The sequence below is a fragment of the Synechococcus sp. C9 genome, assembly GCF_022984075.1.
Classification (GTDB): domain Bacteria; phylum Cyanobacteriota; class Cyanobacteriia; order Gloeomargaritales; family Gloeomargaritaceae; genus Gloeomargarita.
Window position 1 is genome coordinate 2114527 of sequence record NZ_JALAAD010000001.1, and the last position, 23197, is coordinate 2137723.

The 23197-nt window shown below is 51.9% G+C and carries 18 protein-coding genes and 1 pseudogene; 7 read left to right on the top strand and 12 right to left on the bottom strand.

Annotated elements, in window-relative coordinates; all coding sequences use genetic code 11:
- The first annotated feature begins 5 nt into the window (after positions 1-5).
- Positions 6-782: a signal peptide peptidase SppA gene (gene sppA / locus MLD66_RS10380; RefSeq protein WP_339396972.1), complete on the top strand. Its 777-nt coding sequence runs from the start codon at positions 6-8 to the stop codon at positions 780-782.
- 22 nt (positions 783-804) lie between these two features.
- Here sppA and MLD66_RS10385 read toward each other — a convergent pair whose 3' ends face one another.
- The 4 genes from MLD66_RS10385 to MLD66_RS10400 form a co-directional block, all read right to left on the bottom strand.
- Positions 805-1617: a thiazole synthase gene (locus tag MLD66_RS10385; protein WP_247217618.1), complete on the bottom strand. Its 813-nt coding sequence runs from the start codon at positions 1615-1617 to the stop codon at positions 805-807.
- A gap of 52 nt (positions 1618-1669) precedes the next feature.
- Entirely contained in the window at positions 1670-2470 is an 801-nt protein-coding gene (gene pstB, locus MLD66_RS10390) for a phosphate ABC transporter ATP-binding protein PstB (protein ID WP_247217620.1), read from the bottom strand.
- 231 nt (positions 2471-2701) lie between these two features.
- A complete protein-coding gene (locus MLD66_RS10395) occupies positions 2702-3229 on the bottom strand; it encodes a hypothetical protein (RefSeq protein ID WP_247217622.1) in 528 nt (175 codons plus the stop codon).
- A 7-nt stretch (positions 3230-3236) separates the two neighbouring features.
- The gene (locus MLD66_RS10400) at positions 3237-4316 is read right to left on the bottom strand and encodes a ParM/StbA family protein (protein WP_247217624.1); all 1080 of its coding nucleotides are present in this window, start codon (positions 4314-4316) and stop codon (positions 3237-3239) included.
- A gap of 115 nt (positions 4317-4431) precedes the next feature.
- Between MLD66_RS10400 and MLD66_RS10405 the strand changes: the two genes are divergently transcribed.
- The 4 genes from MLD66_RS10405 to MLD66_RS10420 are packed head-to-tail and all read left to right on the top strand — an operon-like array spanning position 4432 to position 9101.
- Positions 4432-4827, top strand: coding sequence for an ATP-binding protein (locus MLD66_RS10405; protein ID WP_247217626.1), 396 nt, complete (start codon positions 4432-4434; stop codon positions 4825-4827).
- Positions 4827-8063, top strand: a complete 3237-nt coding sequence (locus MLD66_RS10410) for a PAS domain S-box protein (RefSeq protein ID WP_247219070.1) — start codon at positions 4827-4829, stop codon at positions 8061-8063. Before MLD66_RS10405 ends, MLD66_RS10410 begins: the two co-directional genes overlap by 1 nt.
- A 1-nt stretch (position 8064) precedes the next feature.
- Positions 8065-8721, top strand: a complete 657-nt coding sequence (locus MLD66_RS10415; protein ID WP_247217628.1) for a cofactor assembly of complex C subunit B — start codon at positions 8065-8067, stop codon at positions 8719-8721.
- Positions 8700-9101 (top strand): hypothetical protein, encoded by a 402-nt coding sequence (locus MLD66_RS10420; protein WP_247217630.1) that lies wholly within the window; start codon positions 8700-8702, stop codon positions 9099-9101. Before MLD66_RS10415 ends, MLD66_RS10420 begins: the two co-directional genes overlap by 22 nt.
- A gap of 197 nt (positions 9102-9298) precedes the next feature.
- Here MLD66_RS10420 and MLD66_RS10425 read toward each other — a convergent pair.
- From MLD66_RS10425 to MLD66_RS10450, 6 genes and pseudogenes are all read right to left on the bottom strand, one after another.
- Positions 9299-9642: pseudogene (locus tag MLD66_RS10425) on the bottom strand (transposase); the annotation flags it as partial.
- A 45-nt stretch (positions 9643-9687) separates the two neighbouring features.
- Positions 9688-11169: a cryptochrome/photolyase family protein gene (locus tag MLD66_RS10430; RefSeq protein WP_247217632.1), complete on the bottom strand. Its 1482-nt coding sequence runs from the start codon at positions 11167-11169 to the stop codon at positions 9688-9690.
- Positions 11170-11187: 18 nt separating this feature from the next.
- A complete protein-coding gene (gene rsgA / locus MLD66_RS10435) occupies positions 11188-12210 on the bottom strand; it encodes a ribosome small subunit-dependent GTPase A (RefSeq protein ID WP_247217634.1) in 1023 nt (340 codons plus the stop codon).
- Positions 12210-12428 (bottom strand): sulfurtransferase TusA family protein, encoded by a 219-nt coding sequence (locus tag MLD66_RS10440; RefSeq protein WP_247217636.1) that lies wholly within the window; start codon positions 12426-12428, stop codon positions 12210-12212. Before MLD66_RS10440 ends, rsgA begins: the two co-directional genes overlap by 1 nt.
- Positions 12425-13549 (bottom strand): molecular chaperone DnaJ, encoded by a 1125-nt coding sequence (gene dnaJ, locus MLD66_RS10445; RefSeq protein ID WP_247219072.1) that lies wholly within the window; start codon positions 13547-13549, stop codon positions 12425-12427. The genes MLD66_RS10440 and dnaJ overlap by 4 nt, the downstream gene beginning before the upstream one ends.
- 59 nt (positions 13550-13608) lie before the next feature.
- A complete protein-coding gene (locus MLD66_RS10450; RefSeq protein WP_339396974.1) occupies positions 13609-15582 on the bottom strand; it encodes a PBP1A family penicillin-binding protein in 1974 nt (657 codons plus the stop codon).
- 78 nt (positions 15583-15660) lie between these two features.
- Here MLD66_RS10450 and tyrS point away from each other — a divergent pair, with 78 nt between their 5' ends.
- Together tyrS and metH are read left to right on the top strand one after the other, a co-directional pair.
- Positions 15661-16845 (top strand): tyrosine--tRNA ligase, encoded by a 1185-nt coding sequence (gene tyrS, locus MLD66_RS10455; RefSeq protein WP_247219075.1) that lies wholly within the window; start codon positions 15661-15663, stop codon positions 16843-16845.
- Between the two features lie 55 nt (positions 16846-16900).
- Positions 16901-20452 (top strand): methionine synthase, encoded by a 3552-nt coding sequence (metH, locus tag MLD66_RS10460; protein WP_247217638.1) that lies wholly within the window; start codon positions 16901-16903, stop codon positions 20450-20452.
- On the opposite strand, the gene MLD66_RS10465 is transcribed toward metH, so the two are convergent.
- On the bottom strand, positions 20442-21482 hold the full coding sequence (locus MLD66_RS10465) for an AI-2E family transporter (protein WP_247217640.1): 1041 nt from the start codon (positions 21480-21482) through the stop codon (positions 20442-20444). The two genes, metH and MLD66_RS10465, sit on opposite strands and share 11 nt — an antisense overlap.
- Before the next feature lie 19 nt (positions 21483-21501).
- On the bottom strand, positions 21502-23172 hold the full coding sequence (locus MLD66_RS10470) for a mechanosensitive ion channel family protein (protein ID WP_247217642.1): 1671 nt from the start codon (positions 23170-23172) through the stop codon (positions 21502-21504).
- Between the last annotated feature and the right edge of the window lie 25 nt (positions 23173-23197).

The window sequence follows — 23197 nt, forward strand, 5'->3', positions numbered from 1 at the left end:
AGCGGATGAATTGGCGGTTGTGGGGGCGACCCCGGTCTATTGCCCGGATTGAAATCAATGGCATTATCAATGGGGCAACCCGGAAGCGGGTGTTGAGTGCCCTGAAAATCGTTAAAACCAAGAAATTTCCCGCCCTGCTGGTGCGGATTGACAGCCCCGGTGGTACGGTGGGGGATTCCCAGGAGATTTACAGTGCCCTGTGTGCCCTCCAGTCCCAAACCCAGATTGTGGCGAGTTTTGGCAATATTTCCGCTTCTGGGGGGGTGTATATTGGCATGGGGGCACCCCACATTATGGCGAATCCCGGCACGGTGACGGGCAGTATCGGGGTGATTTTGCGGGGGAATAACCTGGAGGAATTGCTCAAAAAAATTGGGGTTTCCTTCAAGGTGGTCAAGTCGGGGCCCTACAAAGATATTTTGGCGTTTGACCGGGAATTAACCCCGGCAGAGCAGGGGATTTTACAGCAATTGATTGACGTGAGTTATCAGCAATTTGTCAATACGGTTGCCCAGTCTCGCCATTTGCCGGTGGAGCGGGTGCGGGAGTTTGCGGATGGGCGGATTTTCACGGGGGAACAGGCGCAGGCGTTGGGGGTGGTGGACCGTTTGGGCACGGAGGAGGATGCCCGGCGGTGGGCGGCGGAATTGGCGGGACTTGACCCGGAGAACACTCCAGTCCGCACCTTGAGTGGTAAACCCCGTTCCCTCCTCGCCCGGGTGCAGGGCACCAGCTTACCTTGGGAGTATGCGGGGATTCCCCTCTGGTTGTACAGCCCCTAGCGGTGGGTTGTCGCCATCACCCTCAACTCAGCCGTTGTTCCGTGGGGGAACTGGGGGTAGCGTAGGGCTGCACCGGTATCCGCCCCGCTAAATAGGCCAATCGCCCTGCGTGAACGGCTAAGGCCATCGCCTGGGCCATCTGCGGTGGGTTTTGGGCTTGGGCAATCGCCGTATTGATCAACACCGCCTGGGCCCCCATCTCCATCGCCTGGGCGGCCTCACTGGGGGTACCAATCCCCGCATCCACCACCACCGGCACCGTGGCCTGGGCAATAATGATCTCGATATTGCTGGCGTTGCGTAACCCCTGCCCCGAACCGATGGGGGAACCCAAGGGCATCACCGTCGCACAGCCCACGGCTTCGAGGCGTTGGGCCAAGACCGGGTCCGCATTGATGTAGGGCAAAACCGTAAACCCTTCTTTCACCAACTGCTCGGCGGCCTGGAGCGTCCCCAGCGGGTCAGGCAGGAGATACTTGGGGTCGGGAATCACCTCCAACTTGACAAAATTATTCTCCTCTTGCCCCAATACCTTCGCCATCTCTCGCCCCAACCGGGCCACCCGGATGGCTTCTTCCGCCGTGCGACACCCGGCCGTGTTGGGCAGTAACCAGAGTTTGGTCCAGTCCAGGGCTTCCACCAACCCCACATGACCCACTGCCTGGGTTTGTACCCGCCGCACCGCCACCGTCACCATTTCACACCCACTGGCGCTAATGCTGGCCTGCATCTGTTCCAGCGTCCGGTAGCGACCCGTGCCCGTGAACAAGCGGGAATGAAAAATTTTACCGCCAATGACCAACGGGTCTGTGGGCGGGGCAACCGCAACAACCATACACCGTCAAACCGAACCCAGCAGTCCCATTGTAAGGGGTGCCGTAGGTGTTTTAACCGAAACGTCCCCCCACGTAGGCTTGGGTCGCTTCCTGCGAGGGTTGTTGGAAGATTTTCGCCGTCACATCGTATTCCACCAATTGCCCCGTGCGGCTCCCCTCTTTCATTTCCACGTTGAAAAAGGCGGTCATATCCGACACCCGGGACGCCTGTTGCATATTGTGGGTGACGATCACAATCGTGTACATATCCCGCAGTTCCTGCATCAGGTCCTCAATCCGCCGGGTGGAAATGGGGTCAAGGGCGGAACAGGGTTCGTCCATCAAAATCACCTCCGGTTGCACCGCCACCGCCCGGGCGATACACAAACGCTGTTGTTGCCCCCCGGAGAGAGCCGTCCCCGGCTTTTTGAGTTTGTCCTTCACCTCGTCCCAGAGGGCAGCTTGGCGCAGGGAACGCTCCACCAACTCATCCATATCCCCCTTGTAGCCGTTGATCCGGGGTCCAAAGGCGATATTTTCGTAAATGCTCTTGGCAAAGGGGTTGGGTTTTTGGAACACCATGCCAATCCGCCGCCGCAGGGTCACCGCGTCCACGGAAGGGTCATAGATGTTTTTGCCGTTGAATAAAATCTGCCCCTCGACCCGGCTGCCCTTGATAAAGTCATTCAGGCGATTGAAACACCGCAATAGGGTACTTTTACCACACCCGGATGGACCGATGAAGGCGGTGATGCGCTTGCGTCGAATCTTGAGGTCAATGTTGCGGAGTGCCAAAAAATTACCATAGTAAAAAGCATTGACTGAGGCGTGTAAAATGATCTCGCTATCTGGAATGGCACTCTCGATTCCCATGACTGGCTCCTTGCAACGGCTTGATACCAAAAAAACTAAATCAATTTCTCCACACCGCCTGGGTAGATTGTACCCAAGCCCGGTTTCCAGTATAAGAGGTCTGTTGCCCCGCTGATGGTTAATATCTGGTTAATAGTTGGTTAATTTTTAATTAAAGGGCACCTCTATAAATTCCAAGTTAGCGGTCACAGGGGGCACCCCCCGCCCTTGGCTCAAATCAATACAGATGCCCTAAAAATCATCCACAAGTAAGGTGCTCAACTCGGCAATCAGGGAGTCGGTGGTGGGTTTGGGGGGGGGTGGGGGCATGGGGGGGGTGAGCGGTGCCTGCCTGATGGGTTCAAGCATCTGGGCAATCATTTGCTCAATTTCCTGGCGCGTGGGGGGCGGGGGTTGATGTTGCAGTTGGGCAATGACCGCTTCCAGGTGCTGTACCCGGGATTCCAGGGAGGTGGGGGGCGGGGCGACCAGCCGTTGTTTCACCCAGTCGCTAAAACTGATCCCCTGGGCGGTCAGTTCTGCCTCAATTTGTTGTTGTAGGGCGGTTTCGTGGGGTTCAAAACAAACGGTGTAGGGGTTGGCTTCTTGCTCCCTGCCATCCCCCTGGACAAACTGATGTAGTGCCATTTTGCACAATTCACTGAAGGTGACCTGCTGGGCGGCCGCCCGCCGATCCAGTTCCTCCAGAAGCTGGCTGTCCTCCGGGGTTGGGTAAAAAGTAATCGAGCGGCTCACACGTTTGCCCAGGCGTTCGGTCATGGGGAAGTTACGCCCCTTTGTCTTTACTCAACTGTACCTGACCATAGACGTATTGCCCCAGGGCATTGGCGGTGCGGGTGGGGTTGGCCAAATGGGGGGTGAGGCCGTATTCCTGGAGGAGGGGGGCAAAGTCGTCCCAGAAAAAACCACCCCCGCCCCCGGTGATGATCACATCGGTCACTTGGCTGGGGAGCCATTGCCGCACCCGTTCCCAGAGTTCCTTGGCGAAAATTTCCCGCAGACGGGGCAGGATCAGGTCTAAATCCATCGGTTTTTCCCCCCGGGGGCGATAAAAACGTTTGCCCTTCGGTTGATGCACCGCTTCGATCAGGGTCAAGTCCTCGCTGTTGGCTCCCTTGATCTGGGCGGCCACCTGGTCATAAAACTGGCTCATGCCAAACTCTTCACTGCGGGAGGTGCCCCGGGCAAAATGTAATTTGTCCACTTTCAGCATATCAGTGGTTTGGTGACCAATATCAATTACCGCCACGTGCAGATTGGCTAAATCGGCCCACGCCTCCCCCTCTTGCTTTTTTTTGTCCTCGATTTTCAAACCCCACATAAAACTGCCATATCCCTCCGGCATCACCCAGACTTTGGTGATATTCACGGTTAAACTGCGGCCTCGGTAGGAGAGGGCATGGGGGGCTTGCAGTTGGGCGACCAGTTGGCGTTTTTCCGTATCAAATTGCTCCTGGGACAGGTAGGGCAGACCCAGGGAAATCGCCAAGTCCCCGCTCAGGTCGAAGTAACCGATGCAGGCAAAGATTTTCACCAGGGCATCCTCCACCTTGCGGGAGGTTCTCATGGGGGCATGGCTGGTTTGACCTCTGCCTAAACCGGCCCCAAAATCCGCCGCCAGATGGCCGATGGCGTAGGCTCGCCCGTGGTATTCCACCCATAAATCCAGCAGGGGTGCCCCCCCTTCAAACCGACCCTGACGCACCTGCTCCACGCTCATGGGAGCCACGTTGGCGGGAATAATGACGACCTTCTCGGGATTGTCGGAAATACAGGTTTTGGTGGAGGTGCGTCCCAGGTCAACACTCAGTAGCGTGGGGGAACCAGCAAATTTGTTGTAGGTCATGGCGAAAGACACCGCATACAGCTAAACATAAGCACCGGTAGCGAAGCATGGCAAAGCCTTGCCCCTGGAATGCTAAGCTAAGCATAACACCGTGTCGTCATTTGACCCAATCCCCGTGCGTAATCGGCAACTGACGCTCAGTTTTCCTTCTACTTTGTATCTCAGTCCAGTCTTGGATTTGTTGGTGGCGGATGTGCCCCCGGCTTTGGTGCCCTTGGTGCGGTTGGGGCTTCAGGAGGCGTTGGTGAATGCGGCGAAGCATGGCAATAACCTCGACCCTAGCAAGGCGGTGCGGGTGCATTACCAGGGGGGGGCGGACTGGTGGTGTTGGGCAATTGAGGACCAGGGGGCGGGGTGCCCGGAGTGTGCCTGTTTGCACCAGGGGCCAGATTGGTCTTGGGAGTCGGGGCGGGGTTTGTACATTCTGCATCAGGTGTTTGACCGGGTGGAATGGTGCCAGCACAGACAACGGCTCCATTTGACCAAACGGCTGGCGGAGGCCCACCCGTGATGCCCTTAGAGGGGCTGTTGGGTTCCCTACCCCAGCAAGCCCTGGATCGGATTTTGGATATGGTTTTAGGATTTGACTCCGAGGGGCGGATCATCTATGCCAATCAAACCGCCTGTAGTTGTTTGGGGCTGGTGCGGGAAACCCTGTTGGGGTGTCATTTGAGTACCATTGATACCCACATCACCCGGGAGAATTGGCCCCAGGTGTGGCAACAGTTGTGCCAGTGGGACCGTTACACGGCCGAAACCGAATACATCCGGCGGGATGGGCAGGTGTTTCCGGTGGAGGTGTCGGTGCATCATCTCCACGACCAGGGGCAGGACTACGGGTTGGTGTTTAGCCACAATATCAGCGAGCAAAAACTCCTGCAATCGGCTCTGCTGGAGGGGGAGCGGCAACTGCGGCGGCATAACCAGGCGTTGCTGGCACTGACCAGCAGTGAGGTGTTGGGGGGCGGGGATGTGCAGGCCAGTTTGCAGTTAATTACCGAAACGGCGGCGCACACCTTGGAACTGGGGCGGGTGGGGGTTTGGTTGTACCGGGATAGCCAAACCTTGGAATGTCGGGACTTGTACCAGGCCAGGGACGACCGCCATGCAACCGGACTGCTGTTGCACGCCCAGGATTGTCCCCGCTATTTCCAGTGCTTGGGGCAGGTGATCCCGGCGCATGAGGCACAGCGTGACCCCCGTACCCGGGATTTGACCGCCATTTACCTGGAACCGGCGGACATTCGCTCCCTGTTGGCGGTGCCGGTCTGGGCGGGGGGCCAGTTGGTGGGGGTATTGACCCTGGAGCAGGTGGGGGTGGTCCACCATTGGAGTTTGGAGGAGGAACATTTTGCCAGTGCCCTGGGGAATCTGGTTGCGATGGCTTTAGCCTTTTGGGAACGCTGGCAGGCACAGGTGGCGTTGGAGGAGCGGATTGTGGAACGGACAGCGGCTTTGTCCGAGGCGAATCAAATCCTGCTGGAGCAAATTAGCGAGCGGCAGAGGGCGGAAACCTCCCTACGTTTGAGTGAAGCCCGGTTTCGTTCCCTGGTGGAGCAGGCCGCCGATGCGATTTTTCTCTACGACCTGGGGGGCAAGGTCATGGATGCCAACCGACAAGCCTGTGAATTGCTGGGCTACACCCACACCCAACTGCGCCAACGCACAGTCAGCGACCTGCATCCCGAATGGTGCCCCCAGGATTGGCAGGGGTTGATCCCCGGGGAACCCCGCACCATCGAAGGTTGCGCCCAACACCACGACGGCACCCGCTTTCCGGTGGAACTGTCCGTGGGGCGATTGCAATTGGGGGAGGAGTCCTACATTCTCAGTTTGGTGCGGGACATTCGCCAGCGTAAACGGGTGGAGGCGGATTTACAGCACGCCAAGGAAGCCGCCGAAAAAGCCAGTGCCTACCTGGCGACGGTGATTGACCATCTGGCGGACGGGCTGTTGGTGACGGATAGTCAGGGGCATATCGCCCGGTATAACCCTGCCCTCGCCGGTTTACTCGCTCTCAAAACCAGCGATGAACACCTGCCCCTCAGCCCCGAAATGGCACACCTGCGTACCCTCTGTTCCGGGCGGGGGTTTCCCTACATCCCGGTGGCACAGTTGCATCTGGCGATCCAGGAACTGATCCAGACCACCCTGCGGGAGACGGGGGGGGTGCATCAGGCGGAAATTCCCCTGGCGGGGGGACGGGTGGGCAAGGCGGTGGCGACGGCAATCCATCCCCAGCAATCCACCTGTATCGGGGCGGTGATTTTGATCCGGGATATTACCGCCGATAAGGAACTAGACCAGATGAAAACGGATTTTATTTCCACCGTTTCCCACGAATTGCGTACCCCGTTAACTTCCGTATTGGGGTTTGCCAAAATCATTCAAAAAAAATTAGAAGATACCCTTTTCCCGGAAATTCAGACGGACAGCCCCAAGGTGCAACGCACCATGCGCCAAATTCAGGAAAATTTACGGATCATTATCAGCGAAGGGGGACGACTAACGAGTTTAATTAATGACGTATTGGATATTGCCAAAATGGAATCCGGCAAAACCGAATGGCATTGGGAATGGTTGCATATCAATGATTTAATCTGCCATGCCGCCGCCGCTACGGATTCCCTGTTCAGCGCCAAACAGTTACCCTTAATCCTGGATTTAGCCCCGGATTTACCCCCAATCCAAGGGGATCGGGATCGGTTGATTCAAGTGTTAATTAATCTGATTTCTAATGCGGTGAAATTTACCGATATGGGTGGCGTTACCTGTCGCAGTATTCTCGAACAGGGGCGGTTGATCATTCAAGTCCAGGATACGGGCATGGGGATTGCTCCGGCGGATCAGGAGAAAATTTTTGAAAAATTCAAACAGGTGGGGAATACGCTCACGGACAAACCCCAGGGAACGGGGTTGGGGTTGGCGATTTGTCGCCACATCATTGAGCATCACGGGGGGCACATTGGGGTGGTGAGCGAGGTGGGCAAAGGTAGCACATTTTGGTTTGATTTGCCGGTCGGGGTGCCACCGAAATTGGTGGTTTTGGATGTGGATAGTTTGATTCAACAACTGCGGGAACAGGTGATGCCCTTACCGGCGGCAATGGCGGCGAATAAACATATTTTGATTGTGGATGATGATACCCACATTCGGGAATTATTGAAACAGGAACTTACCCAGGCGGGCTATCAGGTGCAGGAGGCTCGCAATGGGGTTGAAGCAATTAAACAGGTGGGGATGATGCGCCCAGATTTGATTATTTTAGACGTGATGATGCCAGAGGTGAATGGGTTTGATGTTGCCGCCGCTCTGAAGAAAAATCCGACTACCGCCAACATTCCCATTATTATTTTATCCATCGTAGAAGACCGACAAAAGGGCTATCGTTTGGGGGTAGAACGGTATATTACCAAGCCTTTTTTGATGGACAATTTACTCCAGGAAGTGAATCATTTATTAGCCCAAGGTTCGGAGCGCAAAAAAGTCCTGGTAGTCAGTTACAATCAAGCCAGTCTGAAATCCCTAACCCAAGCCCTAGAAAAGCAAGGGGATATTTTGATTGAAGTCGCCCATCCCGAAGCGGTAAACGCACAGGTGCAACAATTTCAACCCGACATGATCATCATGGACACCCTCGATGCCCAGGGGTATCAACTGGCGAGGGATTTGCGCCTCAACCAAGGCTTAGAAAATGTATTTTTTATGTTGGTTACCGACCAAGGGTCCTCGGGGCAAGCGGGTTAAAGTGCAAGGGAATCGCTGGTATTGGCTACCGTTAATCGTAGGGACTTTGGGGGCAGTGGCTCTCCTGGTCAATCGGGGGATCAGTGAGCATTTAACCCCCGCCCAAACCCGTGCCGATGCCCTGGGAATTATCCTCAGTGCGGTGTTGATTCTCACCGGGTTACTCTGGCAAAACATTCAGCCCAAACCCTCGGAATCTGTGGAACTCATCGGGAGCAATGGTTTAGAAATTCATCCTGAATTGCCGGATTTTCTAAAGCAGGAATTAGCCTGGTGTTCCCATACGTTATTAACCACAACACCTACGAAAACCGTAGTGATTTACTATCGGGGAAAAACCTACTTACGGCGAGGGATTTTAGGGGCGAATCCGCAGGTGCAACCGGGGGGGATTGTGCAACGGGTTTTAGCGCAAAAAAAGCCAGTTTATTTAGTAAACTTAAATTTATATCCAGGGCGGGTAGAATTTGATTATCTCCCCCCCAATACCCAGGCGGTGATTGTGCAACCGATTGGCGGGCAAGGGGTGCTGGTGGTGGGAGCGGCGGCTCCGCGCATTTATACCCGGCAGGAGGAGGGCTGGATTGCGGCTTTGGCTGATAAACTGGCGGTGATGTTGGCGGCAGAGAGCGAACCATGCGTTGGGGATGGGGATTAGGGGCGGCGGGCATCGTCTGTATCTGGGGGCTGGGGGTGGCACAACCGGTACCGGCACGACCTACCCCGATGGTGGTGAGTCAGAATTCCCGGGGTCTGCGGGTGAGCAATCGCACCAAACAACCGATTCGGCTGGTCTTGTTGGCACGGAAGGGGACGGGCTACCTAGAGCCAGTGCATTGGGATTTTGCGCCGGGGGAAGGGGAGCGGGAAGGGTTGCTCCTGAGTTTGCCGGAGGGTCCATTGAACTTAAATCCGGGGGATATTTTGGTGGCGTTTAGTTTGGATGGTTCCCGCCGCTATTGGGGGCCATTTGTGGTGGGCAGTACCAGTAAACCCACCCGCACGGGGGAGGGAACGGAATGGCAGTTGATTCTTTAGCCATTTCTTAACCGGGTAGTGCTCTAGCAGTCCTAAATGAGAATGGAACAGGGGTCGCAGGGCACCGCCCCCGTACTTGGTTCTGGAGAATTGCTGTTTGTTAATCAAGTAGGATTGCTATATCTTTGTAATGCTCAAAAAATGGTAACAAGGACTCTGTAGCGGGTAGGTGGCTTTACTGCGCCAGGAAGAAGCGGTTTTTTTCCGGTAGCACAGGCGTGCGCTCGAACCATAGTCGTCTCAAGAATTAAATGCTCTCAATCAGGGTCTTCAATACAATACTTAAACATTTCCACACCCCAAAACAACGCCACCGATGAAATCTTTGATAAACTGTGAACCATTTGCCATAGGCTTCCGGGAGATAACGCCAAGGGGCACCAAAGCCATCCAGATAAACCGTTTACAGCCTGTTTCTTTCCCATAGCGAAGCGTGGCGTAGCCATATATTGACTCTGTCTTCTGTCTGTAAAAAAGCCAGTATCTTCTGCCATCTATTTTCATCTAAAACCACAACACTCGTCTTTTGCCCTCCATAAATAATCCGCTCTATGTTACATAAGATCAACACAACCTAGGGGCTAAATCAGGCTAAGCTCGCTAAAAATGTTTCCGCCCTATGCCAATGGGTTTGCCGTTGGGTGGGACTCATTTTTTTGAGCAGGATGGTCATCATACTTAGCCGGGGATTTTGGCTAAAGAAATCCTGATGTTTATCAATAAAACGCCAATATAAACCATCCCAGATTTCACACCATTCCCCCGCTGGAAAATCACTCATTTTGCGAAGATAATTTGACCCACTGATATAGGGTTTTGTGGTCATCCAACCCCCATCACTATACTGACTCATCCCATAAACATTAGGCACCATCACCCAGTCATAACTATCAATAAAAAACTCCATAAACCACTGGTAAATCGCCTGGGGATGAATTTCGCAAAGTAGCATAAAATTACCTAAGACCATCAGTCGCTCGATGTGATGACAATAGGCAGTTTGCAACACTTTTTTAATCACATGATCTAGGGGTAAAATGCCCGTAGTACCCGTGTAGAACGAGGCAGGTATAGGACGGTGATGCTCCCAAAAATTACTGTTTCTTTGCGCCGTACCGATGCGTAAATACATCCCTGCCATAAACTCCCGCCACCCAATAATTTGCCGCACAAACCCTTCTAAGGTATTTAATCCCACCGGATGGGATTCTGCGTAATTTAATGTTTCAGAAATGACTTGTTCTGGGGTTAATAAGCCGATATTTAACATTGGCGTTAAAACACCATGAAAAATAATATCCTGTTGAATACTCATCGCATCTTCATAGTCGCCAAAATTCGCAAATCGTTGGGTAAGAAAATCCTGTAACCAGTTTGTGGCTTCCCTGTGGGTGGTCGGGTAGGAAAAATTGGCAACCGAACCCCAATGATCAGCAAAGTTTTGGGTCACATATTCCTGCGCTTCCAAAACATAAGTATTAGGGGAAATTTGTGGAATCTTAGGAATGGTAATATTTTTCGGTAATTTTTTGCGATTTTCCCGGTCAAAACTCCATTTGCCACCGATGGGTTTATCCCCATCCACCAAAATATTTAATCGTTTGCGTTGAGCAATATAAAACTTAGTTAGGGAGTAGGGTGGTTGGGGGGGACATTGCTCTTGAAACCAAGTCCAAGGGGTGAGAAATTTAGGCGTAGGCAGTTCAACAATCTTAATCTGATAAAAGTCACACCATTTTTTTAGCCTTTTGGTCAATATATTATCTACCAATTCACACAAGTAAATGATTTGAATGTGCCAGGTTTGCAACGGTTCAAATAAATAATCCATCTGGGGGTTAGATTGGTAGCTAATATATATTACGTCATAACCGGAATCTTTTAATTTCTGATGATAGGCTTGCATACTGGCTCGATGCAATACTAACTTCTTTTGATGAAATTTAGCTGGATAAAAATAATCTCGAAAAAACAGTTGTTCTTCCACCAAAAAAACCAGGCGTTTAGGATGGAGTCCCGGATGTACTGCAAACAATTGATCCGGGAAAATTACCGTAGCTTCCCTCATCCTTAAACCCCTCGAATACTACTCCTCATCCGCCGTAAGTAAATCCAATTCCTGGTGCTGGCGACGGCGGGAGAGATTGCGGTATTTGTGGCGGGCTAACTTAGGTTCACTGCGGCGATGCCCCATTTCTTCCTGTTTATATTTCACCCCTACATCACAACGCCCTTGCGCTTGTTTCATTTCGGCTAAAACCTGCAATTCCTGCCACCATTGCACATAATGTTCATACCGTTCCCAGTCTTTTTTTATCCCACAACCGGGTTCATTGTGATGGGTACAATTCGCAAATTCACAGGTGACATTTTGACGGTAAAGTTCCGGGAAACAACGGGCTAATTCCGTCGGTTTGATCTCTAAATTGGGCTGATTAAAACCGGGGGTATCGGCAAGCATTCCCCCACCACTTAAAGGTAAGAGTTGGATATGACGGGTGGTATGACGACCTCTGCCGGTGCGCTGGGCAACCGCTCCAGTGGCTAAATCATTGCCTTGAGTAAGGGTATTAATTAAGCTGGATTTGCCTACCCCGGAAGGTCCAGTGATCACGGTGATTTTATGAGCCAAACGGGATTGAAGTTCCGCAATATTTTGCCCAGTGGTGGTACTGATGATTACGGGTTCATACCCCCAGGTTTGCAATTTTGCCACCCAAAAATCAATCTGTTCCCTACTACATAAATCCGATTTATTCAAAGCTAAAATAAAGGGTAAACCAGTGGATTCCGCTTTGACCAAAAAACGGCTGAGATGGTGAATGTCTAGCGCCGGTGCCGCCAACGCCAACATCAATAACAACTGATCCACGTTGGCAATTGGGGGATGATCCAGTTCACTCCGCCGGGGCAAAATTTCGCTAATCGCCCCCCGTTGACTGGCGGGGTCAATTTCTTCCACCTGCACCTGATCCCCGACCAGCACCCATTGTCCGGTTTTTTTTAGCCTCGCTCTTGCAGTACAAAGCAATTCACCATACTCTGGGGTTGCCACCCGGTAGAAGTTCGCCTGTGCCGCCCAGACGTGACCGAGGACTTCCCGACGCATCAGGCTTTGACCGTAAGAACAAAGTAATCGGCTTGGGGCTGAACCCCGAGGATTTCATACCCCTGTTGGCGGAGACTGTCGGGCACCTGCTGGATCGGTTCCCCCCCATCCAGCCAAACTTCTAGGGCGGTACCGGGGGGGAGTTGTTCCAGTTTCAGGCGGGTGCGGACGAAATTCAAAGGGCAGGGGGTGCCCCGCAAATCCAGGGGTGGGTTCATCCGAAAATGCCGCCAAATAGGTCACCGATGCCGTGTTTGCTGGTTTTTTCATGGCGAATCCGTGCCAGTTTCTCCAGCAATTCCCGTTCTTCGCCGCTGATGTGGGTGGGAATCTCCACCTTGACCGTGACGAAGTGATCCCCCCGGCTGACGGAGTTGCCCAGGCGGGGTACGCCCAGATTCTCAATCCGAAACTCGGTGCCGGGTTGGGTGCCTGCGGGGATTTTCAAATCGTGGCTCCCATCCACCGTCGGCACGGGGATTTGACAGCCCAGGATGGCTTGCAGATAGCTGATTTTGACTTCCGAGTAAATGTTGATCCCTTCCCGCCGGAATTGGGGGTCGGGCTTGATGCTCAAATAGACGTACAAATCCCCTGGGGGCCCGCCTTTGGCGCCCGCATCCCCTTCCCCGGAGACCCGCAGACGGGTGCCGTTGTCCACGCCGGGAGGGATGGTAATTTTCAGCTTTTTGGTGACTTGGTTGGCACCCCGCCCCCCACAGGCTGGGCATAGCTCATCAATCACTTGACCGGTGCCGTTGCAGGTGGGACAGGTGGTGACTTGGGTAAAACTGCCAAAGGGAGTGCGGGCCGCCCGCCGGACTTGCCCCGCGCCGCCACAGGTGGGACAGGTTTTGGGTTGTGTCCCCGGTTTGGCGCCCGAACCGTTGCAGGTGGTGCAGGTTTCCTGGTGGGTGAGGCGGATTTGTTTTTCGCCGCCGGTGATGGCTTCCCGAAACTCCAGTTCCAAATCTAACCGCAGGTCATCCCCCCGGGTCGGACCGCTCCGCCTGCGGCCACCCTGCGCCGTTGCCCCGCCAAAACCGCCAAAAAACTGTTCAAAAATATCGGCAAACCCACCAATGTCCCCGAAGTCCTGATACCCCCCGCCCCCCGGTACACCGGTAAAGGCCGCCTCCCCAAACCGGTCATAGCGGGCACGGGCTTCTGGGTCCGACAGCACTTCGTAGGCACGGTTGATTTCCTTGAACCGTTCCTCTGCCCCCGGCTCCTTGTTCACATCCGGGTGGTACTTGCGCGCCAAACGCCGGTAGGAACGTTTAATCTCTTCCGTATCTGCGTTCCGGGACACCCCCAAAATATCGTAGTAATCCGCCATAGTATCCACAATGTTTCCTACAGCTTAACAGGTTCCCCCCCCACTCGCAGGTAGGGATGTTACGACCGGCTGGGTTTGGGACGCACAAAATCCGTCGCCGGGGTGAATTTCTGCACTGGTACCCCCTTGAGCGCCGCCAGCATAAATTGCCGCCAAATCGGTGCCACCAACACCCCACCCGTAGCGCCCCCCCCTAGAGGTCGGTAATCATCGTTGCCGATCCACACCGCTACCGCCAATTGGGGCACATACCCCACAAACCAAATATCCCGCTCCGAACTGGTGGTGCCGGTTTTCCCCGCCGCCGGTCGTCCCAGTTGCGCCGCCGTGCCCGTGCCACTCTCGATCACCGTCTGCAACATACTGTTCAACGAAGCCGCCGCCCAGGGGTTCAGCACCAGCTTGGGTTGGGGAATGTTTTTCCACGCCAACTGACCACTTTGATCCTGCGCCTGGAGGATCACCGACGGCTCGGCGTACCACCCATTGCTGGCAAAGGTGGCATAGGCATTCGCCATTTCCAAGGGGGTCAAATCCACCGCCCCCAGGGGCAAGGACGTGACGGGCAACATGGGGCTGGTAATCCCCAAGGTGCGGCAAATCTGCACCACCCGCTCCATCCCCACCTCCTTCCCCAACCGGATCGCCGGGACATTCCGGGAAGCCGCCAGGGCTTGCCGCAGACTCGTCCCCCCCCAAAAGGACCCGTCGTAATTTTGCGGAGAATACCAGCCGGAACCATCCCGATAGCTCACGGGACTGTCGCTCACATAGGAATCCGGGGTGTAATGACCAGAAGCCAACGCCGCATAGTACACAAAGGGCTTGAACGCCGAACCCGGTTGCCGCTGTGCCTGAAATGCCCGGTTGAACTGGCTTTTTTTATAATTCACCCCCCCCACAATCGCCTTGATGTAATGGGTGCGGGGGTCCACCGCCACCAACGCCATCTGCAACTGGGAAGAACCCCAACCCTGACTGCGTAACCGGGCGTGGCTCTCCTGGATAATTTTTTCCGCCGTGCGCTGTAATTCGCTATCCACCGTGGTTTGTACCCGCAAGCCCCCCCGTTGGACTAAATCTTGACCGAATTTATCGTAAAGCTGTTGTAACGCTAAATCCGTCACATAGGGTAAGGTGCTGGGTCGAAATGAGGTGATTTGGTTGAGGTAAATGGGTTCTAGACGGGCGGCTCTCGCCTGTTCCGGGGTGATCCATGCCAACTGCTCCAACCGCTCCAACACCACCAATTGCCGCTGTTTGGCGGGGCAGGCATTTCCCAGGGGACGGTCTTGACACAGGGGTTGGTTCGCTGGGGCAAAGGGGCTGTAAAATTCCGGGGCTTGGATCAAACCCGCCATCAAGGCACCCTCCGCCAGGGTCAATTCCCAAGCGGATTTGCCGAAATAGCTTTGCGCCGCCGTCTCCACCCCGTAGTTGTTGTGCCCCCAATAGACCTGATTTAAGTACAATGCTAATAATTCATCTTTACTAAACACCTGTTCCAAACGCATTGCCAAAACCGCTTCCGCCACCTTACGGCTGAATACCTGTTCCGGGGAGAGCAGGATATTTTTCACCAACTGCATCGTCAGGGTCGAACCCCCCTCCACCACGTCGCCGGAACGCCAGTTGGCAATCAATGCCCGCACAATGCTATTGACATTGATCCCCCGGTGGGTGTAAAAATGGCTGTCCTCGATCCCCAGCACCGCCAGTTTCAGGGGATGGGCGATCCGTTCCAGGGGGACGACTTCCCGGTTGGCTTCCCCGTGAATGGCGGCTAATTCCTTGCCCTTGATGTCGTAGATATAGCTGGTCTGGGGGGGCACATAGGTTTTGAGCAGTCGCACGTCCGGCAGGTTGCGAAAACTGTAGGCTAAACCCGCCATGATGCCAGCGGCACTCGCCGTACCCACCACCACCCCTCCCAACAGCGCCACCCCCGTCCAACGCAAAACCGCCCCACCCACCCCCAGGGCAGTGGTCAAAGCGGCAGGACGACGGCTAGGGGTAAAGGCTTTACCAGACACAGGGGGAATACCAGCTTGTTAAGATAAACGGGAATTTACTCAATCATGACACAGGACGACCCAGGACAGTCTGTGAGTATGGCAAACCCGGTGCAGGCAGACCTAGTGACTCGGGGGGTGGCGGAGGTGTTCCCCCATCAGCCGGAGAGCCATGACCCCCGCCAATGCCTGCTACGGCTGTTGGCAACCACGGACCGTCCCCTGCGGGTGAAATTGGGGGTGGATGCCACCGGCAGTCAATTGCATTTGGGGCACAGCATCCCTTTGCGGAAACTGCGGGCGTTCCAGGATGCGGGGCACACGGCGGTGCTGATTATTGGGGATTTTACCGCCCAGATTGGCGACCCCACCGGTCGTACCGAGTCCCGCCCCCCCTTGACCCCGGAGCAGGTACAGACCAACGCCCAAACCTATTTAGACCAAATTCGCCCCATTCTGGATTTTGCCACCCCGGGACGCTTAGAAGTGCATTACAATTCCACCTGGCTCGCCCGTTTAGACCTGAAGGAAATTATCAATTTATTGGGCACCATGACCGTGGGGCAAATGTTAGCGAAAGAGGGGTTTGCCGAGCGGTACGGTCAAAATCACCCCATTTTTCTCCATGAATTTCTCTATCCTTTATTGCAGGGTTACGATTCGGTGGCGGTACGGGCGGATGTGGAATTGGGGGGCACGGATCAAAAATTTAATATTGCGGTGGGACGGGATTTACAACGGCATTTTGGGCAACCGCCCCAATTTGGACTCCTGGTGCCGATTCTCTTAGGCACGGATGGGGTACAAAAAATGTCCAAATCCCTAGATAATTTTATCGCTATGCAGGATCACCCCAGTATTATGTACCAAAAATTGCAAAAAGTGCCCGATAGTTCATTGCCCCAGTATTTTGAATTATTAACTGATCTGCCCCTCACTGACCTACCCCCCAATCCCCGGGAACAGCAGAAATTGCTTGCCCAGACCGTGACGGCGAGTTACTACGGCTCAGAGGCGGCGCAACAGGCGGCATTGGCGACGGCGGGGGACATTCCGGAATTTTCCCTGCAAGGGGTGACCGTGCCGGTAAAGTTGTTTTATTTATTAGCCGCCAGCAGGCTGTGTCGCAGTAGCAGTGAGGCACGACGGCAGATTCAAAACGGGGCAGTGCGGCTTGATGACCAGCGCATCACCGATGTAGATTGGCACGCCAGCGACCTCCAGGCATTGGTGGGACGGGTACTCCAGGTGGGCAAAAGCAAGTTTGTCCGGTTAGTCCCTTAGGTTCAACCCGGAGAAAACCCCGATAAAATAGATTTCACACCCGTTGTTTGCACCCATGACCTCTGCATTTTTAGAACGCCTCCATCATCCCAGCCGCCCAGTGATCGTTTTTGACGGGGCAATGGGGACCAATTTACAGTCCCAAAACTTGACAGCGGCGGATTTCGGGGGTGCCCAATATGAGGGATGCAATGAGTATTTGGTGGTCACCAAACCAGAGGCAGTCGCTCAAGTTCATCGCAGTTTTTTGGAAGCGGGAGCCGATGTGATTGAGACCGATACCTTTGGTGCCAATGCGGTTGTTTTAGCGGAATATGATTTAGCCCCTTTAGCCTATGAATTAAACGTTAAAGCGGCACAATTAGCCAAACAATTAACCACAGAATTTTCTACTCCCGAAAAACCCCGGTTTGTAGCCGGTTCGATTGGTCCTGGAACCAAATTACCGACCCTGGGGCATATTGATTTTGATACCCTGGTCGCCAGCTATCAGGAACAGGTGCGGGGTTTGTGCGATGGGGGGGTGGATTTACTATTATTGGAAACCTGCCAAGATGTTTTGCAAATTAAGGCGGGATTACAGGCAATTAACGAAGTTTTTACCGCCCGGCAACAGCGATTACCTGTGATGGTTTCCGTAACAATGGAGCAACAGGGAACCATGTTGGTGGGTTCGGATATTGGGGCGGTGGTGGCGATTTTGGCACCCTATGCCATTGATATTTTGGGGTTGAATTGTGCCACCGGTCCCGATTTAATGGAATCCCATATTCGTTATTTATCAGAACACGCTCCCTTTGTAATTTCCTGTATTCCCAATGCGGGGTTGCCGGAGAATGTGAATGGGCAGGCAGTTTATCGTTTGGAACCCCCGGATTTGGCGGGCGCATTACAACATTTTGTGGTGGATTTAGGGGTGCAAATTATCGGCGGATGTTGCGGTACCCGACCCGCCCATATTCGCCAATTGGTAAAGTTATCCCAACACTTACAACCGAAACCCCGGCAGGTGCATTATGTGCCAGCGGCAGCTTCCATTTACACCGCCCAACCCTACACGCAAGATAATTCATTTTTAATTATTGGCGAACGATTAAATGCCAGCGGTTCTAAGAAATGTCGGGATTTATTAAATGCGGAAGATTGGGATGGTTTGGTGGCAATTGCTCGGGAACAGGTGCGGGAAGGTGCCCATATTTTAGATGTGAATGTGGATTATGTGGGACGAGATGGGGAACGGGATATGAAAGAATTGGTGTCCCGTTTGGTTACCCAAGTTTCGTTGCCCTTGATGCTCGATTCCACCGAATGGACAAAGATGGAAGCGGGGCTAAAAGTTGCCGGGGGAAAATGTATTCTCAATTCCACCAATTATGAGGACGGTGAACCCCGGTTTTTGCAAGTATTAAAGTTAGCCAAAACCTACGGGGCAGGGGTAGTGATTGGCACGATTGATGAGGAGGGAATGGCACGCACGGCGGAGAAAAAATTTGCCATTGCCCAACGGGCGTATCGGCAGGCGGTTGAATTTGGCATACCCGCACAGGAATTATTTTTTGACCCCTTGGTTTTACCCATTTCCACTGGGATTGAGGAAGACCGACGCAATGCTTTGGAGACCATTCAAGGGATTGCTAAAATTAGAGCCAATTTCCCTGAATGTCATATTGTGTTAGGGGTTTCCAACGTCTCGTTTGGCTTAAAACCTGCCGCTCGTATGGCTTTAAATTCGGTATTTTTGCATCTAGCCCAGGAAGCGGGTATGGATGCGGCAATTGTCAGTGCCAGTAAAATTTTACCGATGCACAAAATCCCCCCAGAAGTGCAAAATCTCTGTCGGGAACTGATTAACGATGAACGGCGGTTTGATGGGGATGTATGTATCTATGACCCCTTAACGAAATTAACTGAATATTTTAGTGATGTGACGGTTACCAAAACCACAATTGATCCGGAAACGTTGACCATAGAAGAGCGTTTACGGCGGCATATCATTGATGGGGAACGGATTGGGTTGGAAGCTACGTTACAAAAAGCCCTGGAGCATTATTCTGCCCTGGATATTATTAACCTGCATCTTTTGGAAGGGATGAAAACTGTTGGGGAATTATTTGGCAGTGGTCAGATGCAATTGCCCTTTGTGTTGCAGTCTGCAGAAACGATGAAAGCGGCGGTGGCATTTTTAGAACCCTACATGGAAAAGCAGGAAAATGCCAGTGGCAAAGGGACGGTGGTGATTGCTACGGTGAAAGGGGATGTGCATGATATTGGTAAAAATTTGGTGGATATTATCTTAAGTAATAACGGCTATCGGGTAATTAATCTGGGAATTAAACAGGAAGTAACCAGTATCATTGATGCCTATCAAAAGTATCAACCGGATTGTATTGCCATGAGCGGTTTGTTGGTGAAATCTACGGCGTTTATGAAAGAAAATCTGGAGGTTTTTAATCAAAAAGGGATCAAGGTGCCGGTTATTTTGGGGGGGGCGGCGCTCACCCGTAAATTTGTGGAGCAGGACTGCCAACAGGTCTATCGAGGAAAAGTAATTTATGGTAAAGATGCCTTTAGTGATCTGCATTTTATGGATCATTTAATGGCGGCTAAATCTGAGAATCAATGGGATGACGAAAAAGGATTTTTGCAGGAATTAAACGGGGCACAATCTACGGATTTACCGGCGAATGATGTGCCAACCACCAAACCGATTGATCTGGTATCGGTAGATGAGGTGATTCCCCCACAGGTGCAACAGGATATTCCCCGCCCATTACCACCTTTTTGGGGTAATTGTTTGCTTACAACCAAGGATATTCCGATTGCGGAAGTTTGGAACTATTTGGATCAGCAGGCGTTAATTGCTGGTCAGTGGCAATTTCGTAAACCACGGGAGCAAACCAAGGAGGAGTACCAAGCGTTTCTGGCGGAAAAGGTGTATCCAATTTTAGAGCAGTGGCGACAACGGATTCAGCAGGAATCCTGTTTAGAACCCCAGCTAGTTTATGGTTATTTTCCCTGCCAATCTGAGGGTAATACATTACATATTTACAACCCCGATTATGCTCAGCAATTTCCTGATCAACCAGTGCCTTGGCAAGTGAATTTAACACCCATTGCCAGCTTCCGATTTCCCCGCCAACGTACTGGTAAACGCCTGTGTATCGCTGACTTTTTTGCCCCACTCGGTTCTGAGTATTTGGATGTCATTGGCTTGCAGGCGGTAACCATGGGACAACTCGCAACTGAATATGCTCAAAAACTCTATGATAGCAATGCTTATTCAGATTACTTATATTTTCATGGTATTGCGGTGCAAATGGCAGAAGCTCTAGCCGAATGGAACCACGCCCGTATTCGCCGGGAATTGGGTTATCTTGAGCAGGAACCGGACAATATCCATGACATTTTAGCGCAACGGTATCAAGGTTCTCGCTATAGTTTTGGTTATCCCGCTTGTCCCAATTTACAGGATCAATATGCCCTGTTGAACTTATTAGAAACCCAGCGGATTCATCTCATCATGGATGATGCGGAACAACTCCATCCTGAACAATCCACCACCGCCTTAATTTGCTACCACCCAGAAGCGAAATACTTTACTCCTTGATCTCGTTAATTTTGTGATGGGATTGACCCTTTAGGGCTTCAATTTCTAAAACACTGACCAGCACACCAGCAAGGGGAACCGCCAAAAAGATTCCGATAATTCCCGCCAATCGTGCGCCCAAAAGTAAGGCAAAAAACATAAAAACTGGATTGATATTCAACGAATCTTTCATGACCCGTGGCATCAGCAGATTTTCTTCAATTTGTTGCATAATGACGCAGACAACTAGAACCGTAAGGCTCGTTCCCAAACCATTGGGCAATACAATTAACGAGATTAAAGCAATTCCCAAAGTTGCACCAATCCCGGGGATCAGATCAAACATTCCGGCAATTACTGCGAGTAACAAAGACTGGGGCAAACCCATGAACCAAAATACAATCAATATGGAGATGCCAAAAAAGCAGGAAAGCAGAAAGCGACCCCAAAAGAAACCGAGAAAATTGCTTTGTACTGCTGGTGTCAAGCGACCCCGCCAAGGTTCCGGGATCGGCTGGATCAAAAACCACCAAATTCGGGCACCATCGGCAAGCATAAACAGGGCAATAATCACCACCACCACCAAGTAACCCAAGCTATAGATAAATTGCTGAATTGCCCCAAATGCTACACCCGTGACATTCAGTAAATTGTTCTGGATAAATTTTTCAATTAGTTGGAAATCAACGGATAAATTGAGCCTTGAAAGTAGATTTTCCCCAGCCTCTAGTAAATTCACAATCGAACGTTCAATTTCCTGAGAACGATTGAGGACATCCTGGGCTTGTGCCAACACCGTAAATCCCAGGGTACTCACCAACCCCAATAATAATAAACCAGCGACACCGGTAACCAAAGTAATCGCCCAACCCTGGGGCAACCAACGTTGCACATAAGTCACGGGATAATGCAGCAAAAAAGCTAGAATTCCTGCCAGAATAAAAATGATCAGTACGGGTGCGAAATAATTTAATACCAAAAACGAAATCCATCCTAAGCCGCACAATAATAGGTAACGAATTAAACGGGTATTACTTAAGTGGGGCGGCATGATTCAAGTTCCCAATTAATCAAGAATCCTCAGAACGGTTTGGAAATAAGCGGTTTAGCGGAGAAATACGCATCCCTGGTGCTTGATAATCCTTGGGCAGATATTCTGAGGGAATGGTGGTGTGATTCCCATCTCGAATCGCCGTAAAGCTAGGCGACATAATTTCCACCCCAGCTTCATTGAAGCAATCTTGAATATGTTGGTGTAATTCGGAATAGATAAAGGGAATTAATTGCGGTTGATCGGTAGCCGCATTCAAATTGTAACTGACGGTGTAATCATTCAAAGCAGTCTGCCAAACAAAAGGAGCTGGCTCAGACAAAATTCCCTTGGTGCGTCGGGCGGCTTCAATTAATAATTGGTAAACTTTTTGCCAAACAACATCATAACCCATGGTCACGGTTGTATTCAGAAATAGGGGTCGGTCAGGGGAATTCTGACTGGCTGTACTAAAGTTAGTAATGGAGCTATTAAGAACCATTGAATTGGGCAAAGTAATAATTTCATTGCGGGGGGTGCGAATCCGAGTAATCAGTAAACTTTTTTCCTCTACCATGCCCATAACTTCTCGGATTTTGACAATGTTACCGATCTGAAACGCCCGACTGTAGATTAAAATAATTCCCGCCACAATGTTGGTCACGGTTTCTGTCGAACCCAAGGAAACGACCAAGCCGATAAAGATGGAAACCCCCTGAAACGCAGGGGACTGAAACCCTGGCAAAAAGGGTACGACGATCATAAACGCCAGGGCGATGATAAAGAAGGCAATTAAACGAAATGTGGGTTGTATCCAGTCGGCATAAAATCCGGGGATTTGCAGTTCTCCAGACTGCATTCGGTTGGCAATGAACCGCAAAAATTGCAGGGTATAATAGACAATAACTACGGTAACCGCAATGTTAATTAAATTAGGTAGATAATTAACTAAAGCCTGCCAGACTGATAATAAGGTTTCTAAAACATAATTGATTAAACTGATGCCAAAGCGTTGTGTCCAAACAAATTGTCTGAATACAAAAGCCAGATAAAAATAAAAAGCGATTAAACCTATTAACCAATGGGTGCGGCGTAAAACTCGGAGGGTGATTTGTTTGGTTTTAGCTGGGGAAAACAGGTCAAAATTAAAGAAATTTAACCGGGGAAATTCCTGTTCTTGTTTGGTTTCTAACTTGCGGACAGTGCGACCAAAGATGAATCTCATTAATTCATAGAAAATAAACCAACCTACTGTAGCCAGAACTGCATAAATTACACCCCGGATAATGCGTTCAGGACTGCGACTGCGGCGGTAATCTTCTAAGGCTTTAGTGATGATTTTTTCATACTGTTGCGTCAGTTCGGTACGGGATTTCCCTAACCGTTCCGCATCCTCATCGGAAATGGTGACGACTACCTGTTCCCCCACCCGCAAACTGGTTTGGGTTTTACCATCCCGCTGGGTGACGAGGATGGGTATTTCCTCGTTGTTGGCGATTTTTTCTAGGCGACTGACCACTAGGCGTGCCCGTTCCTCTGCCGTTAAGCTACTGCTGGGGGGAATTTGAAATAATTCTTGACCGTCAAAAATAACCGGTACGGTTGCGGGGGGGGCTGGGGTGGGGCTGGGGGTCTGCGCCCAAACGTTGGGGGTTAATAGGAGGAAAATGACTAATACAAATAGGGCACAGTATTGCCGCCATTTCTTCATACGTGATCCCCAAAATGTTTTACTG